This is a genomic window from Pseudomonas sp. PLMAX (assembly GCF_046042685.1).
Lineage (GTDB): Bacteria > Pseudomonadota > Gammaproteobacteria > Pseudomonadales > Pseudomonadaceae > Aquipseudomonas > Aquipseudomonas putida_AE.
Genome location: NZ_CP064949.1, coordinates 3,167,832 through 3,182,441 on the forward strand (window position 1 = coordinate 3,167,832; position 14,610 = coordinate 3,182,441).

General features: G+C 56.9%; 15 protein-coding genes and 2 pseudogenes. 4 read left to right on the forward strand and 13 right to left on the reverse strand.

The window, feature by feature from the left end:
* The first annotated feature begins 133 nt into the window (after window positions 1-133).
* Window positions 134-1,450, forward strand: a complete 1,317-nt coding sequence (locus DKB71_RS14700) for an MFS transporter (protein WP_274076734.1) — start codon at window positions 134-136, stop codon at window positions 1,448-1,450.
* A 42-nt stretch (window positions 1,451-1,492) separates the two neighbouring features.
* Here DKB71_RS14700 and DKB71_RS14705 read toward each other — a convergent pair whose 3' ends face one another.
* Window positions 1,493-2,050 carry an ATP-dependent Clp protease proteolytic subunit gene (locus tag DKB71_RS14705; RefSeq protein WP_274076735.1) on the reverse strand — a complete coding sequence of 186 codons (558 nt, stop codon included), beginning with the start codon at window positions 2,048-2,050 and terminating at the stop codon, window positions 1,493-1,495.
* Between the two features lie 253 nt (window positions 2,051-2,303).
* On the opposite strand from DKB71_RS14705, the gene DKB71_RS14710 reads away from it, so the two are divergent.
* On the forward strand, window positions 2,304-2,669 hold the full coding sequence (locus DKB71_RS14710) for a KGG domain-containing protein (protein ID WP_408600859.1): 366 nt from the start codon (window positions 2,304-2,306) through the stop codon (window positions 2,667-2,669).
* Window positions 2,670-2,720: 51 nt separating this feature from the next.
* Here DKB71_RS14710 and DKB71_RS14715 read toward each other — a convergent pair whose 3' ends face one another.
* On the reverse strand, window positions 2,721-4,166 hold the full coding sequence (locus tag DKB71_RS14715; protein ID WP_406591581.1) for an L-lactate permease: 1,446 nt from the start codon (window positions 4,164-4,166) through the stop codon (window positions 2,721-2,723).
* A gap of 131 nt (window positions 4,167-4,297) precedes the next feature.
* Here DKB71_RS14715 and DKB71_RS14720 point away from each other — a divergent pair, with 131 nt between their 5' ends.
* The gene (locus tag DKB71_RS14720) at window positions 4,298-4,786 is read left to right on the forward strand and encodes an Lrp/AsnC family transcriptional regulator (protein ID WP_323608286.1); all 489 of its coding nucleotides are present in this window, start codon (window positions 4,298-4,300) and stop codon (window positions 4,784-4,786) included.
* A 14-nt stretch (window positions 4,787-4,800) separates the two neighbouring features.
* On the opposite strand, the gene DKB71_RS14725 is transcribed toward DKB71_RS14720, so the two are convergent.
* From DKB71_RS14725 to DKB71_RS14775, 11 genes and pseudogenes are all read right to left on the reverse strand, one after another.
* Window positions 4,801-5,091, reverse strand: a complete 291-nt coding sequence (locus DKB71_RS14725; protein WP_408600861.1) for a hypothetical protein — start codon at window positions 5,089-5,091, stop codon at window positions 4,801-4,803.
* A gap of 272 nt (window positions 5,092-5,363) precedes the next feature.
* A complete protein-coding gene (locus DKB71_RS14730) occupies window positions 5,364-5,810 on the reverse strand; it encodes a GNAT family N-acetyltransferase (protein WP_408600862.1) in 447 nt (148 codons plus the stop codon).
* Between the two features lie 125 nt (window positions 5,811-5,935).
* Window positions 5,936-6,440 (reverse strand): annotated as a pseudogene (locus DKB71_RS14735) (GNAT family N-acetyltransferase).
* A 13-nt stretch (window positions 6,441-6,453) separates the two neighbouring features.
* Complete coding sequence (locus DKB71_RS14740; RefSeq protein WP_408600863.1) at window positions 6,454-7,185, reverse strand: anti-sigma factor domain-containing protein; 732 nt, start codon at window positions 7,183-7,185, stop codon at window positions 6,454-6,456.
* Window positions 7,182-7,748 carry a sigma-70 family RNA polymerase sigma factor gene (locus tag DKB71_RS14745; protein WP_408600864.1) on the reverse strand — a complete coding sequence of 189 codons (567 nt, stop codon included), beginning with the start codon at window positions 7,746-7,748 and terminating at the stop codon, window positions 7,182-7,184. The genes DKB71_RS14740 and DKB71_RS14745 overlap by 4 nt, the downstream gene beginning before the upstream one ends.
* A gap of 106 nt (window positions 7,749-7,854) precedes the next feature.
* Window positions 7,855-8,397: a DUF3455 domain-containing protein gene (locus tag DKB71_RS14750; protein WP_408600865.1), complete on the reverse strand. Its 543-nt coding sequence runs from the start codon at window positions 8,395-8,397 to the stop codon at window positions 7,855-7,857.
* Between the two features lie 217 nt (window positions 8,398-8,614).
* Window positions 8,615-8,734: pseudogene (locus DKB71_RS14755) on the reverse strand (diaminopimelate epimerase); the annotation flags it as partial.
* A gap of 38 nt (window positions 8,735-8,772) precedes the next feature.
* Window positions 8,773-9,135 carry a response regulator gene (locus tag DKB71_RS14760; protein WP_408600866.1) on the reverse strand — a complete coding sequence of 121 codons (363 nt, stop codon included), beginning with the start codon at window positions 9,133-9,135 and terminating at the stop codon, window positions 8,773-8,775.
* A 23-nt stretch (window positions 9,136-9,158) separates the two neighbouring features.
* A complete protein-coding gene (locus tag DKB71_RS14765; RefSeq protein ID WP_408601099.1) occupies window positions 9,159-10,601 on the reverse strand; it encodes an ATPase domain-containing protein in 1,443 nt (480 codons plus the stop codon).
* A gap of 263 nt (window positions 10,602-10,864) precedes the next feature.
* A complete protein-coding gene (locus DKB71_RS14770) occupies window positions 10,865-11,113 on the reverse strand; it encodes a hypothetical protein (RefSeq protein WP_274076749.1) in 249 nt (82 codons plus the stop codon).
* Between the two features lie 111 nt (window positions 11,114-11,224).
* Window positions 11,225-12,031 carry a lytic transglycosylase domain-containing protein gene (locus DKB71_RS14775; RefSeq protein WP_274076750.1) on the reverse strand — a complete coding sequence of 269 codons (807 nt, stop codon included), beginning with the start codon at window positions 12,029-12,031 and terminating at the stop codon, window positions 11,225-11,227.
* A gap of 326 nt (window positions 12,032-12,357) precedes the next feature.
* Here DKB71_RS14775 and DKB71_RS14780 point away from each other — a divergent pair, with 326 nt between their 5' ends.
* Entirely contained in the window at window positions 12,358-14,568 is a 2,211-nt protein-coding gene (locus tag DKB71_RS14780) for a putative bifunctional diguanylate cyclase/phosphodiesterase (protein WP_408600867.1), read from the forward strand.
* The last annotated feature ends 42 nt before the right edge of the window (window positions 14,569-14,610 follow it).

A 14,610-nucleotide genomic window follows, 5' to 3' on the forward strand; every position in this document is an offset into this window, starting at 1 on the left:
CAGAAAACACGCGTCATCGTTAACGACCATCGCGAGCAAGCTCGCTCCTACAAAAAAACACAAGAGCGCATCACCGGTGAATGGATCGCCCCGGCATTGCAACCGCTTCAATAACAATAATAAAGGCCATCAGATGACCCCACTGAAGAAGTACCAAAGCATCACCGTTGTCTTCCTGCTATTGATCGGCATCGTCAACTACCTGGACCGTAGTGCGCTGTCGATCGCCAACACCTCGATCCAGAAGGACATGATGATCAGCCCCTCGCAAATGGGCATCCTGTTGTCGGCGTTCTCCATCGCTTATGCGTTTGCGCAATTGCCGATGGGCCTGATCATCGACCGGCTGGGCAGCAAGATCGCCCTGGGCGCGTCCTTGCTGGCCTGGTCGGTGGCGCAGTCGACCTTCGGCATGGTCAACAGCTTTGCCGGCTTCATGGGCCTGCGGGTGTTGCTGGGGATTGGCGAGGCACCGATGTTCCCCTCGGCGGCCAAGGCCCTGTCCGAATGGTTCGATGCCAATGAGCGCGGGACCCCGACCGGCATCGTCTGGTCGTCGACCTGCCTGGGCCCATGCCTGGCACCGCCGTTGCTGACGCTGTTCATGGTCAACTTCGGCTGGCGCGGCATGTTCATCATCACCGGTGCGATCGGTATCGTTCTGGCCCTGTGCTGGTTGACCTTCTACAAGAGCAAGGCGCAGTACCTGGCCGAGCTGGCGGCTGAAGGCAAGCCGTTGCCTACCGAGAAACAGCCGCGTGTGCAGGCCGCCGATGCCCAGGCGCCGAAGGTGTCCTACTTCGCCGGCTGGCTCGACCTGTTCAAGCACCGCAGCACCTGGGGCGCAGTCCTGGGCTTCATGGGCGTGATCTACATGCTGTGGCTGCACCTGACCTGGCTGCCCGGTTACTTCGAGCGCGAGCATGGCATGAACCTCTACAAGACCGCGTGGCTGGTGTCGCTGGCCTATGGTTTTGGCGCGGTCGGCACCATCGTGGCCGGGCGTTTCTGCGACATGCTGGTGCGCCGAGGCATGAGCATCCTGGCCAGCCGCAAGTTCGGTGTGATCACCGGCCTGGTGCTCGCCGCGCTGTTCACCTTGCCGCTGTCGTATGTCACCGGCCTCACCGGTTGCATCATCCTGCTGTGCCTGGCGCTGTTCAGCATCAATATGGCAAGCGCCACGGCCTGGATGATCGTCAACACCATCGTCGACAGCCGCCGTGTAGCTTCTTTCGGTTCGATCCAGAACTTCGGCGGCTACATCGCCGGTTCCGTCGCGCCGATCGTCACCGGCTTCAGCATCCAGTACTCGGGATCGTTCAACACGGCGTTCATGATCAGTGCGGTGGTGGCGCTGTGTTCGGCGCTGGCGTACTTCCTGCTGCTCAACGCGCCGATCGGCAGTGCCGAGCCGGCTGCGGAGCACCTGGCAGCGGTGACTGAATAAGAGGGGGCAGGGGCACGGGCGATGAAGCCATCATCGCCCGGGTCATCCACCACTGACTTTCCAGTGTTTGACGTCATCGGCGAACATCATCTGCTTCATCTCATGGGCAATGCCATAGGCCAGGGATTCGTGCGCGGCGATGACTTTTTCTTCCGCTGAAAGGCAATGGAAAATATCCAGCTTGGTCTCGGCGTCAGCCGTTTCGATGTTGTAGATCTGCACGTAGCGCGCCAGGTCGTTGTCCAGGCTCGACAGGTATTCACGCAGGCGCTGGTGGTCCACCGATTTCTGGCTGAAGTACCAGTTCATCGGGTGGATCAGGAAGCGTGAGTGGGGCGAGGTGATGCGGCGCCCGGCCGCCAGGAACATGATGATGCCCATGGACTCGATGTTGCCCGCGTTGATCGCGCAGAGCGGTACCGGCAATGACTTGAGGAAGGTGTAAAGGGTGAAGCCAAAGTTGGTGCTGCCCCCGCTCGTGGACAGATTGAGCAGAAGCGAGGTGGCACCCTGGTCGATGGCTTCCAGGCAACAGTCGCGGAAGCGCTCGGTGGTTCCCTGATCGATCTGGCAGTGAAAATGCACGATGTGTTCAGTCATCGATTGACTACCTGGGTGTGAGGCATGAAGGACACCTCAAGTCTAGTAAACATCGAGCGAGTGATCCGGAAACCTTCGCAAATCGCCTCCCCATCAGGTTCCCGCCGTCCATCGTCTGCGTGCATTTTTAATGGAACCAAACGCCCGAATCCACTCGTCGCGAGCAACGTAATTCGGTTCAAACTTTCTGTTTTACTCATCCTCCGACGTATACGAGCCCACGCTCGTACTAACGATGCAGAGGTGAATAGAAATGGCCAATACAGGAAATAAAAATCCCGGCAATCTTTCCACTGATCGCGACAAGGCGGCTGATGCCGGCAAAAAAGGCGGTCAGGCTTCCGGCGGACAACCATCGCGTGACAGTGATCGCATGGCCGGAGGCGGGCAGGGAACCAACCGCGGAGGCGAATGGGCCGACGACAAGGAAAACATGAACAAACCAGGCCAAAAAGGTGGCCAGGCTTCAGGCGGACAACAAGCCAACAAGGCTGATCAATCGTCCACCGGCGGGCAAGGCAGCGGACGCGGCAGCACTACTGCCGATGACCGTGACAAGTCCACTGGAATGGGACGCAAGGATGATGATATGAGTGGAGGCGGGGGACGTAAGTCCTGATACCGTCTGACCATCAAGCCCCGGATCTTCGGGGCTTGATTCGTTATGCTTTTAAAACCATGCACTCAACAACCCTGCGCCCAATGCCACCAACGCGGTATTAAGACAGACCAGCGCGAAACCAAACCTTACCAGTTCGCCTTCTTCCCGGGCCTGGGTTTTAGCCAGTCCCAGAATCAGCATGACGATCGACAGCGAGCCCAGCGCCGCATGCCCGGCCGCGCTGTTTTGTACCGCGGCCAGCAACAGGCGGGAAGACTCGGGCAGCATCGCAATGGCCGGCATGAAGATCGCGTTGCCGCCGACATTCGAGCCGGTCATGTAGCCTGACAGCGCCCCGAGCATGGCAACCAAAGAGGTCGCGGCGGTGGGCGACAGGCCCGCCAACAGTTGCATCAGCCCCGCCAGGAAACCGGCCTTCACCATCATCTGCGACATCGCCAGAAAGAAAAAGATGGTCAGCAATGGCCGCTTCACCCGCGCGACCAACGCAGCAGGCAGCCCCGTCTGGCGTTGTGCACTGCGCGTGTGAAATCCCAGCCCGATCAGCACCAGAATCAGTGCCACACCCGGTGAGGCGAGGGGTTTCCAGGTGACCTGGCTGCCCTGGACGATCCAGCTATCCTGCCAGGCGGTTAGGCTCCAGAGCAGTTTCAAGCCGACGATGTAGGCAATCAACAGCAGGTACGGCCAGGCCTGACGCGGCCATTGCACCGAGCCACGTTCGCCATCGCTGCGGCGCAGGCGCCACAGCCCGCAAGCGAGTACGGCAACTGCCGTCACCAGCCCCGCGGCAACGCCCGCCACCTCCGGCCCGAACCAGCGACTGGCACTGTAGAGCACCGCCACGAACAGCAGCCAGAAAACGCCCAGTGTCCGCCATTCACGCGGCTCGCGAACGCCTGCCAGATACAGGGCCAGCGCACTGAGGCCGAAAAACACCGGCGCGCTGGTCAAGGCCGAGGTCGCAGCCAGCGCGGATGCGTCCAAATGTGCCAGGGACGCGCCAATGACCGAGGCCAGGCCCAGGGTTCCCCACGGCATGATCGCCATGCCGGTCAGCGCTATTCGCAGCGCGACTCGGCGCTCAAAAAGGCTGAGTAGCAGGGGGACCGTGGCGATCAATGACACGCCAAAACCGGTCATTGCCTCCAGTAGCGGCGCCAGCCCGAGGACGATGAACACGACCTGGTCGCCGCGTCCCAGCCCCAGTGAACGCACCCATTGGCTCAGCGCCAGGTTGACCCCCAGGCGCTCGATGAAAATCACGAAGGCCAGACCCGGCACGATCACGAACGCGGTACTGGCAAACAGCACGGCGGTGTCTCGTGCGGCAGCCAGCACGCTGTCCGGGCGCCACGCGTCGGCAGCACCGGCCAGCCAGAGCACCATCACCAGCAGGGTGCCTGCCATTGCGGCGTGAACGGGCGGCCGGCGCAGCACCACGAGCATGGCGGTCACCAACAGCACAGGGGAAAGATGAAACAGTGCGAGCATGCCAGACGATCCTTGTGTGAGTCTCCAACCAGGCTGCCTATGCGGCCTGCCAGCGAGATAATATTTCTCGCTGCTAGATAAAGGGGCGCTGTTTTCTGCTAGTTTTCGAGAAATTTTCTCGCGGACTGACCATGGCAAAACTCGACGTTGCATCTGAATCCCTGGACAAATTTGACCGTGCCATCCTCGACCTGGTCCAGCGCGACAACACCACACCGCTGCGCCTGATGGCCGAGCAGGTCAATCTTTCCACGGCCGCTGTTCAGCGCCGTATCAAGCGGATGGAGGAGAGGGGCGTGATTACGGGCAACGTCGCCATCGTCGATCCCACCGCGGTAGGAAGGCCGATCACCATCATCGTGGAAGTGATGACCGAGCGCACCAGTATCGAGGCGCTGGAGGCGATGAAAGCGCACTTCGCGGTGCCCGAAGTCCAGCAGTGCTACTACGTCACCGGCGAAGTGGATTTCGTCCTGGTGCTGACCGTAACCAGCATGCAGGAGTACCAGGCCCTGGCGCGGCGATTGTTTGCCGAAAATCCCAACGTGACCTGGTTCAAGACCATTGTGGCCCTGGATCGGGTGAAGGTCGGGATGGCGGTGCCGAGCGTGCCTGGGTAACAGCTGGTCAAGCGTTATGTGATCTGCACAATGACCGGACCTTCCGTCACGATCGGCGGCTGCGCGTGAATATCCGGTGCATTTTTCTGAATCCATTCCCGCGCGACTTTCAAGCTTGCATCGCTGCCGGCCTTGTCCGTGCAAACAGTCACCGCCGTACCGCCATCACCGGTATTGAGCAGTGTGTAGCTGACCAGGCCAGGCACTGTCCGCAGGGCAGCTTCGACGTCGGTTTGGCGCTCTTCCAATCGCTCGAAAAGCTGCTTTGCTCCAGCACCCAGGTAGGTTCTTATAACCGCATACATGGTCGTCTCCTTCGGGGAGCACCGTCTTGATGGCTATCCAGATCCGCTGATGGGTGCGCTCACCCAAGTGTCAATTCACCCCGATTCATTAAGCTTAGCCACACGCCTGCGACAAGCGAAATGCAACGACCACCGGGTGCTTTTTGCAGATTGGTGCGGTGCCCGTCGTGAACGGCACCAATCGACCCGTAATGTACTTCAGGATGATAGAGAACGATCAGGGGGCAACCAGGCTCGCGCCGCGTACGCCCGCTTCTGGCCGATAGACTGAATCAGGTGTCGCCTAGCAGCATGATATGAGTAGCATGGACATCCTCTGTTCGCATGAAACCGCAGTGCAGGTAAAACGCGTCTCCTTCGGACGTATCGGTGGAAAGACGCACGCTCTGAAAGCGAAGAGTGGCATGTGCAACCAGCGCTTTTACTAGCGTTTGACCCACGTGTTGCCCCCTTGAAGAAGCTGCGACGTAAACCCGTCGCAGCCTTGCCGTATTAGTCTCGCCATATGGATCAACTGAGAGGCCTCCGATGCCTATCAGTTGCTGGTTGAAATACGCCGCCATAAGGCATTCTCCGGGTGCATCGTAGCGATTCGCTCCGCAGTGCCAGTCGGCAATCAGCCGAGTGAGAAACCTGAAACCCTCTCCAACTGCCTCTTTTTCCAAGACTGGAATCTGTGGCGGCAGGTGCGTGATCTGATGAATCTTGACTTGTTTCATGCATCCGCCTTGATTCGGTGTGAAACCGTTTTGGCTGGTCGAGGATCTTCGTGTGCACTCTATGAGAGATGCAAGTGGCAGTTATCGACCCGTAATGGACATGCGGGTAATAGAAAACTCGTGAATCAGCTTCTGATCCAGAGCATCGTCTGCACCGTAATATGCAGATGACTTTCTAACGGCTCCCATTCATCCATGAAAGCAAAACCCTGCTTGAGATAGAAGTTCGAGGCTCTGGCATTGTCGGGTGATACATCGAGAAAAACGCGATCAAATACTTCCGCGGTAGCGTGAGCTTTTACGACTTCTACCAGCTGAGTTGCCACGCCAGAGCCCCGTGCAGCAGGTTCAACCCACATCCCGATCAAGTTAAAGCGATGTGTGCTACTGGACTGTGGCACCAATCATTCCGACAGGCCTGTCTTTCTCGAATGCCAGCCAAAATACTGTTCCGGTTGATGAGGCTCTTACTTTCCACTGCTCGTCAGGGTAAGCGGCGGCAGTTTGATAACTGGCACCGAATGCCGTTGGCGTGTCCAAAAGCGCGGCGAGTCGGACTTTCTTCAATAACATCCAGTCTTCTGTTTCGGATCTGAGGGGCGAACAAGGCCTCCTCTGCGGCCTTTTCATTCAAAGCGCTCGCTCAGATCACTTTAACGGCCCGTCCAATGAACTGAATCGGTCCTGTGGGTTTGCCAGTCGGCGATCCATTGGGGTTTTCCAGAGTCAACTCAAAGAGTTGATTGGGCTCCAGCGGCGGCAATCTATCCAGGGGGACAGAAAGCGTTTGCCCAGGTTTGACCAGTCCAAGGGATACCGGACCTTGCCAGCCGTCCGCTTTGGTCCAGAATTCAAGTGCCTTGTCGGTTGGGATTTGCGCGACCCCCAAGGGTATCAGTTGGATTTCTCTTGGGTTGCTCGCCTGTATCACCCAGCCGGGCGCCTGGTTCTGCGGCGCCACCAGAACGACCAGGTAGGTGGTCGGATTCACCGGAGCTGTTTGTGTCAGTAGCATTGTTGCGAGCAACAACGTTGCAACAAGACCTGTACCCGCCAGCCCACGCCATAGCGGAAGAAGGTTCCACCATGAGATTGGCTGCGCGGTGGCCATCAATCGTGGTGCTCGCCGGTCAATGCTGTTCAAGCTGCGCTCGATACGCCCCCAGAGTGATGCCGTAGGTGTTTGCGGTTCAGCTAGTTCGGTCAACGCTAGCAAACGTTGTTCCCATGCATCCACGACCGCCCGCAAATCGGCGTCCTGAGCAAGACGCTTTTGGACTTCGATGCGATGCTCTGCCGACAATGTGCCTAACACATACTCACTCGCCAGCTCTTCAATGTTGTCGGGGATGTCATCCTGTGGGCTTATGGTCATCCCATGCACTCCCGCAATGCCACCAGACTGCGTTTGATCCAGGCTTTGACAGTCCCCAGCGGTGCGCCCAGTTTCTGTGAAATTTCTGAATGCGAATAGCCGTCGACGTACGCATGAAGGATGCAGTTGCGGCGCGCCGGCTCCAGTTGCTCGAGGCACACATAAATACGCCCTGAACGGGCTCGATAATCGAAGGCGTCCACACTCTCTGGCGATGCCTCCATGGACGCTGAAGCTTGCAGTGCAGTTTCCCGTTGCTCGCTGACTTGTACCTCCCTGGCGCTATCACGCATGAAGTTGAGCGCCAGATGCCTTGTCACGCTGAAAATCCAGCCCCGCGCAGAGCCTCTCGCTGGATCAAAACTGGCGGCACGGGTCCAAATCTTGATAAAGACATCGTGCACAATGTCTTCGGCCAGGGCGTTATCACGAGCGATGCGCTTGGCAACACCCAAAAGACGAGCACTTTCCTGCTCATACAAGTCCCGCAGTGCCTGCTGCTCGCCTCGGGCGCAAGCAGCCACGCACGCTTCATAGTCAAAACAGGGCTCAGGCAAGGACAAGGTTTTCAGCCATCAGCAGGTGGAAAATACTCCAGCCATAGGGCTGGAGTTCCATCGAAGCAGCGTAGACGACTTGTGCGCAAACAACCTGCTCTGGATCGTTGGCTTAATTGGCTGCCCAAAAAATATAGTCAGCCTGATATTTCACGATCTCCCGTTTGCCTTTGTTTGCGGCGGAGCATTCGGTCATAGGCGCTACACCGCCCTTAACGGCCACCCGCTGGATGTAACTGACACCGTTCATCGCGCCGTTACCTTCAGCAAGGTTGGCCTTGACCAACTGATAGGGGAGGTCGCCGGTGCCTGAGGGGGCAACTGCCAGTTGTGTCCCGGTGATTTTAGAGCCGTCTTTAGCTTGCCAGGTAGCAGGCGGTCCGAAGTAAGTGCCGACCTGGTTGCCGTTGCGATCATTAAGTACCGCTTTGGGGCCGACGAAAGTCCATTCAGTCTGGCCAACGGAGTTAGCCTTGTCGCGACACTCATACGTGATTTCGCCCGTCCCCACGGTCTCCAGCGCGATCTTATGACCGTCCGGGACCTTGATGCTGTCGGGCAGATCTGTTTGCGCATAGGCAGCTGGCACTGTGACCAGCAAGCAGGTAGTTGTAAGCGTACTACTGACAATGCACAGGAATCGTTTAGCGTTCATGCAAGTATCTCCAGAAAGTGATCAGTTCAGCAGCTATGGCTACTACCTGTACTACCCGCCGAAGGATTATCTGGATGCAGCTGATTGAAAAAATATCTGTGGAGAGAGGGTTGTAGCCTTACTGCTTGTTCGCTTGACTGTGTGAGTGTCTGCTTTTGCCGACTGTTGCCGGCCGCGAAGCGCTTCGACCCAAAGCAGCCCTCAGATAGCGACCTATTCAAACACAAACTTTCGACAGGGTATCCGTGATTATTCCTGAAAAAATCATCTCCACCGGTCCGGTGAGAAAGACCGGTCCCACGCCATCCCATTGAACCGTCACGGCTCCGCCGTCACAGCCGGTAAAATCACTGAAAACGTGCGGTAAGGGTTTGACTAATCAGAGGATAAGAGCTTTTTAACTTCAGCAATGATCAAGTCGATGTCGAATGGCTTTGCCAACACAGCATCGAACAGATCCGATCTCTGCATTCCGATGTGTGCCTGAGCGCCGCTCATCAAGATGATCGGCAATTGATTAGCTGAAGGGAGAGCTCGAACGGCTGTGGCGAATTCAAGGCCGTCCATGACTGGCATCATAAAGTCGGTAATGATCAAGGCAGGCCGTTCTCTATCGAGAACCTCGAGCCCTTTTCGACCATTGCTGGCCGTCACCACCATGAACCCCTCATCCTCCAGCGCGAAGCTGAGAATGTCAGCGATCAAATACTCGTCGTCGACGACCAGAATGGTGGACATTTTAATTCAACCCACTCAAAAGCTTAAGAAATTGAACCGGGCGATAACTCAGCGGGCACTGATGGTTCATGTCTTGAAGCCTTTTTCAGGAAAACATCTTGATCACGGATCACGACCTCAAATCGCGAAGGATCGTAGGAGCTGTCTCGTACTTTAAGAATGGAAAGCGTTCTGCTTAGTTCAGAATGATTCTCAGAGAATCGCATCAGCATCAGGTTGTCGACGATGCTGGATAAGTCAGAGTTTGGTGCGCTGACCTCGGAGCCAAATAGATCGCGCATTTCCCAAGAAGCAAATACCGTGACGCCCCTGGATCGCAGCTCGTTCATCAGAGCACTGAAAAAGTCAGTAATCCGCGCTGGATTTGTCGAGACTCGCGTCATACCACTGAGGCTATCGATGAACAGCCGCTTGATGCCCTTTTCTTCAACAAGACTCAGCAGTCGTGCGCCTAACCCATCCAGCAAACCCTCAGTAGTAGGCTGCCAAGCAATGCTCAGGGCGCCGCTGTCCTCCATACCTTTGATATCGATACCCAGTGATTGGCCTTTGAGTCGCAACCGTTGTGGGCTTTCGTAGAAACCAAAATGCAGACCCGGAGCTTCCACAGTCGACTCAGCCAGAAATTTGAGGCCAAGTGTTGTTTTACCAATCCCAGAGGGGCCTATTACCAGAGACACACTGGAACTGTGCAGGCCTCCGCCTAGAATGTCGTCCAGTGAAGCAATGCCACTGGCGATACGCGTCATGTCGGCGCTGTCGGGAGAAGATGGGTGGCTGTAGAGGCTTTCGAGTCGCGGGTAAACCACCAAGCCATTGTCGGTAATTTCACACTCGTGGAGACCAGTCATTGCTGAGCTGCCGCGAGTTTTACGAAGCTGAATTCGGCGCACTGAGCGAGTGCCATATAGCTCCTCGCCCATCTCAATTACGCCGTCAACCATGGTGTGCTCAGGACTGCCATCGTCGAGACGGGAACTGGTAAGAAACAGTACCGTGCAACCGGCAAAAGCGGCGTGCCCCTGTAGTTCAGAGATGAATTTCTTGGTGTCGATGTGCGAATCGGCTTTTGAGCGCGCATTGAGCAAGCCGTCTACCACCATCACTGTGGCTTTTTGACGGCTTATCTCGCGCCTTAGCAGTTTCACTACCTCATCCAGCCCTTCGTTTTCCAGAGTATCAAAAGCGCTGACGAACTGGATTTCAGCCCCGACTTTGGATGCGTCGAAAAAGCTCAGCGTCGAAAGAAACTGAAAGAGCCGATCATGCGATTCAGCCAGCAGTGTGGCGACCAGGACCCGCCCCCCGTTTTTCGCATGATGAAACCCAAGCTGGTTGGCGAGGATCGTTTTTCCAGACCCCGGGCGTCCTTGGATTATGTATGAAGCCCCCTCGACAAGCCCGCCCTTGAGCAGAGCATCGAGCCCTTCTATTCCGCTTTGAAGGCGTTTTAGCTTTTCCACAATGCGACCCTGATCCGAAAAACAATCTATTTATACCAATTTAATGGAATGCTACCGCCAATTCTGCTTCGGAGCCATTCAGGTCGAGTGGAAAGATGGGGCGATTTCGCACTTTGGATGTCGTAAGGACTTCTCACGAGCGGATTTTTCTGGCCGATTGCTGTCTATCCCGAAGAAATGCAATCGACCCATTGTTGCCGGTGGCGACATCCATGGCAACACAGCGTGAGGAAGCCAGGGCGTAAAGCCCTGGCAGATAGCAGATGTCACTTTTTCTTTTTCGCCGACTTTTCTGCCTTATCTGATTTCTTGGCCTTTTCTGGCTTGCTATCAGCTTTTTTGGCAGTTTTTTTCGGTTCGATATCTTTTTTCTTGTCTTTCTTTCCGGCAGCTTTCGAAAGAGCCGACGCCGCCGTTGATTTCTTTGCCGTCGATGACTTTTTGTCTTTCAAATCCTTACTGGCTTTCGAAGACTCAGCTTTGCTTTTTTTCTCGTCCTTAGCCACGTTCACCACCTCTCGGAGTATGCCGGTATTGGCACATTGCCTATGGGATTTTCCACAAGCTGATCATTAGGCGAGCGCGTTCAATAGCGGTTCAAACTTTTTGATGGGTTGAGAGAGGTCTCAGGGAAAGCGATCGTTGCGATAGCGTTCGGTCAAGGACTGCACGAGGTTGACGTAGGATTGCGTCTCGGCGTAAGGAGGCACCCCGTTGTACTCGACCACGGACGCTTCGCCAGCGTTGTAACCGGCCAACGCCAGCTTCTGATTGCCGTTGAAGCGCTTGAGCAGCCAGGCCAGGTAGCGCACGCCGCCACGAATGTTCTGTCGAGCGTCGAACGGATCGTCCACGGCGAAGCGCTCGGCGGTGGCGGGCATCAACTGCATCAGCCCCTGGGCGCCGGCTTCGGAAATGGCGTTGGGGCGAAACGCCGATTCGGCATGTATCACGGCGCGGACCAGCGCCCTGTCGACACCATAATGACCCGAAGCGGCTTCGATCTCCCGCCGATAGGAATGGGTGTCCAGGCGCAGTGAGGCGACCTTGAAATCCTTCGGCGCCATGCACAGATAGCAGCCCTTGATGTAATAGAGCTCAAGGACATCGACCCGTGCGGAGATCCCGACGGGGCGCCTGCTAACATACTGACGAACACCCTTGTGAACGAAGGTGAACACCCGAATCCGCACCGCGCCTGGGCTGTCGTCCCGCACAAGCCGTGGCAGGGCCTTTGCCTTCGCGTCGACGCCCGCCATGTCATCCAGGCGAGTGCAGCGGGCGCTGGCGATGGCTTGGGTGGTGTAGCTGATGGCGCCGTCCCTGGCTTGGCACTTGAACATGGCGCTGGCGCACAGTGGCGCGACCAGCAAGGCCAGCTCGATGCAGCCAAGAAGGCTCTTGCGAGCCCATCGCCATGCTCTGGAACTCATCACATCGCTCCGCGCCGCAGGGGCCGATCAGGTCCGGAGCGCCTGACCCGGGCGCTGCGTTTTGAGGACCTGTTCTGAGTGACCCGCCTGTTGTCCTGATAGTTATACCCCTTGTGACCGGCCTTGGAGCTTGCGTTGACGTACGGGCTGTCGGCGTTCCCAGGCGATGCCAGCTGATACTGTTTTTTATGTTGGATCTGAGCCTTTTTTTGGTGAGTCAGTGCTCTATAGAGTGCGCGTCCGACGCACTAGTGGACAGTGATCGGCCGCCCACTATTTCGGGCTCTCTGAAGACCGGACGACCTCGAGAGTCTTCAGGAACCACCATGAATACTCGTCCAAGCTTTCACCGCAATACACTCCCCGAATCACAACGTGACATTCTCGGCATGATCGCGACCGACCATCATCTGGGCGACATACTCTGCGCCATCTGTCAGATGCACGACGCACAGGCCCCCGAAACCTTCTGCTCTATCCTGCTTACTGATGCCGAGGGCAAGCACTTGCTGAGCGGCGCGGCGCCCAGCCTGCCGGTCGAATACAGTGACGCGATTCATGGAATGGCCATTGGTCCACAGGAAGGAACCTGCGGCACCGCAGCGTTCCGGCGCGAGCTGGTGGTCACCGAAGACATCGCCCGGGACCCGAACTGGGAGCGTTTCCGCAGCCTGGCGCTGGGGCATAACCTGCGTTCCTGCTGGTCGCTGCCTTTGCTCTCCCACCAAGGAAGCGTGTTGGGTACGTTTGCCCTTTACCAGAACCGCGTCCATGCGCCGGACGAGGCGCAGATTCGACGACTGGCCTTTGCAGCCCAACTGGCAGTCATTGCGATCCGCCATGAGCGCGACGGCCAACGTCTGGAGGAAAGCGAACAACGGTTTCGTTCATTGTTCACCTATAACCCCAACCCGGTGTTCGCCCTCGATCTGGGCGGCAACATCCAGAGTGTGAATCCGGCGGGCCTGAAGCTGAAACCGCACACTGCGAGCGATTTCATTGGTCATCATTTTTCCCATCTGGTACTCGAAGAAGACCTGGAACGGGTCAGTCAGCATTTTTCCGCAGCCCGCGCCGGAGAACCTCAGCGTTTCGAGGCGCGGGTTCTCGACGAGAGTCAAAATCTGCTGACCATGGACATCTCTAACCTGCCGATCATGGTCAACGGAGAAATCGTCGGGGTATTTGGCATTGCCCGGGACATCAGCGAGCAAAAGCATTTCGAGCGCCAATTGAGTTTCAACGCCAGCCATGACCGCCTGACCGGTTTGCTTAACCGTGTTTCGCTTGAAGACCGGCTTATGCTGGATTGTCACATCAGTCGTCGGCGCAAGCGTCGTCTGGCGGTGATGTGCATTGACCTGGATGGATTCAAATCCATCAACGATTCGATCGGGCATTACTTCGGCGATCAGGTGCTGATTGAGGTGGCGCAGCGTATGACCCGGCAGGTTCGTCCCGGTGACACCATCGTGCGCATGGGCGGTGACGAATTTATCGTGCTGCTGCCGAACCTGCTTCGTGATGAGGACGTTGTACCGGTGGTCGAGCGCTTGATGGCCAGCATTGCCAGACCCTACTGCATCCAAGGCATTGACCTGCACGTGAGTGCAAGTATTGGCATCACCCTGAGCGATGGTCACATCGAGCAGCCGATGCAGCTGATCCAGCAGGCTGACATGGCCATGTACAAAGCCAAGCAGCAAGGGCGCAACAACTTTCAGTGGTACACCAGCGATCTCAATCAGCGCGTTTGCGAGCACGCGAGCCTGCGCAATGACCTGCAAAAGGCTATCGAAACTCAATCGTTCAAGCTGCATTATCAACCGCAGATAGAGGCGCGCACGGGGCGGGTGGTCGGGATCGAAGCGTTGCTGCGCTGGGAGCATCCTGAAAAAGGATTTATCTCACCCGCTGTGTTTGTGCGGGTGGCAGAGGACAGTGGTCAGATCATCCCGCTGAGCCTTTGGGTACTCGATACGGCCTGCGCGCACTTGCGCCAGTTAGGCGAGCAGGGCATCACCGGCATCTCGATGGCGGTGAATATTTCGCCGATGCATTTTCAGCGTGGCCATTTCGTCCAGTATGTACAAGCCACCCTGGAGAAACACGGACTCTGTGGTGAGCAACTGGAGTTGGAGATCACCGAGTCGCTTCTGTTGCATAACGCTGAACAGGCGATCGACACGTTGCACCGGCTCAAGGCGTTGGGGGTTTGCATTGCGCTCGATGATTTCGGCACCGGTTTTTCCAGCCTCAGCTACCTCAAGCGTTTGCCCATCGACAAGATCAAGATTGACCGCTCGTTCATCCAGGAAATCGCCACCGACCCTCACGATGCTGCGATCACCCAAGGCATAATTTCCATGGCCCATCACCTCAGCCTGACGGTGGTCGCCGAAGGTGTGGAAACGGCGTCTCAGGTGGATTTCCTGAAGGGCAGTCGCTGCGATGTTTTTCAGGGGTATTACTTTGCCAAACCAATGCCCTATGCAGACATCGAAGCTTTCCTGAGCCATCCCGCGTCCCATCCCTGACCGCCAATTCTGTCTGGACCCAGACCTGAAAATCAGACGCTA

Bases quoted from the DNA above. Each gene is read 5' to 3' on its own strand.
- DKB71_RS14710 (WP_408600859.1), top strand. From the start codon at position 2,304: ATGGCCAATACAGGAAATAAAAATCCCGGCAATCTTTCCACTGATCGC.
- DKB71_RS14700 (WP_274076734.1), top strand. From the start codon at position 134: ATGACCCCACTGAAGAAGTACCAAAGCATCACCGTTGTCTTCCTGCTA.
- DKB71_RS14750 (WP_408600865.1), bottom strand. From the start codon at position 8,397: ATGAACGCTAAACGATTCCTGTGCATTGTCAGTAGTACGCTTACAACT.
- DKB71_RS14760 (WP_408600866.1), bottom strand. From the start codon at position 9,135: ATGTCCACCATTCTGGTCGTCGACGACGAGTATTTGATCGCTGACATT.
- DKB71_RS14705 (WP_274076735.1), bottom strand. From the start codon at position 2,050: ATGACTGAACACATCGTGCATTTTCACTGCCAGATCGATCAGGGAACC.
- DKB71_RS14715 (WP_406591581.1), bottom strand. From the start codon at position 4,166: ATGCTCGCACTGTTTCATCTTTCCCCTGTGCTGTTGGTGACCGCCATG.
- DKB71_RS14730 (WP_408600862.1), bottom strand. From the start codon at position 5,810: ATGAAACAAGTCAAGATTCATCAGATCACGCACCTGCCGCCACAGATT.
- DKB71_RS14720 (WP_323608286.1), top strand. From the start codon at position 4,298: ATGGCAAAACTCGACGTTGCATCTGAATCCCTGGACAAATTTGACCGT.
- DKB71_RS14740 (WP_408600863.1), bottom strand. From the start codon at position 7,185: ATGACCATAAGCCCACAGGATGACATCCCCGACAACATTGAAGAGCTG.
- DKB71_RS14780 (WP_408600867.1), top strand. From the start codon at position 12,358: ATGAATACTCGTCCAAGCTTTCACCGCAATACACTCCCCGAATCACAA.
- DKB71_RS14725 (WP_408600861.1), bottom strand. From the start codon at position 5,091: ATGTATGCGGTTATAAGAACCTACCTGGGTGCTGGAGCAAAGCAGCTT.
- DKB71_RS14775 (WP_274076750.1), bottom strand. From the start codon at position 12,031: ATGAGTTCCAGAGCATGGCGATGGGCTCGCAAGAGCCTTCTTGGCTGC.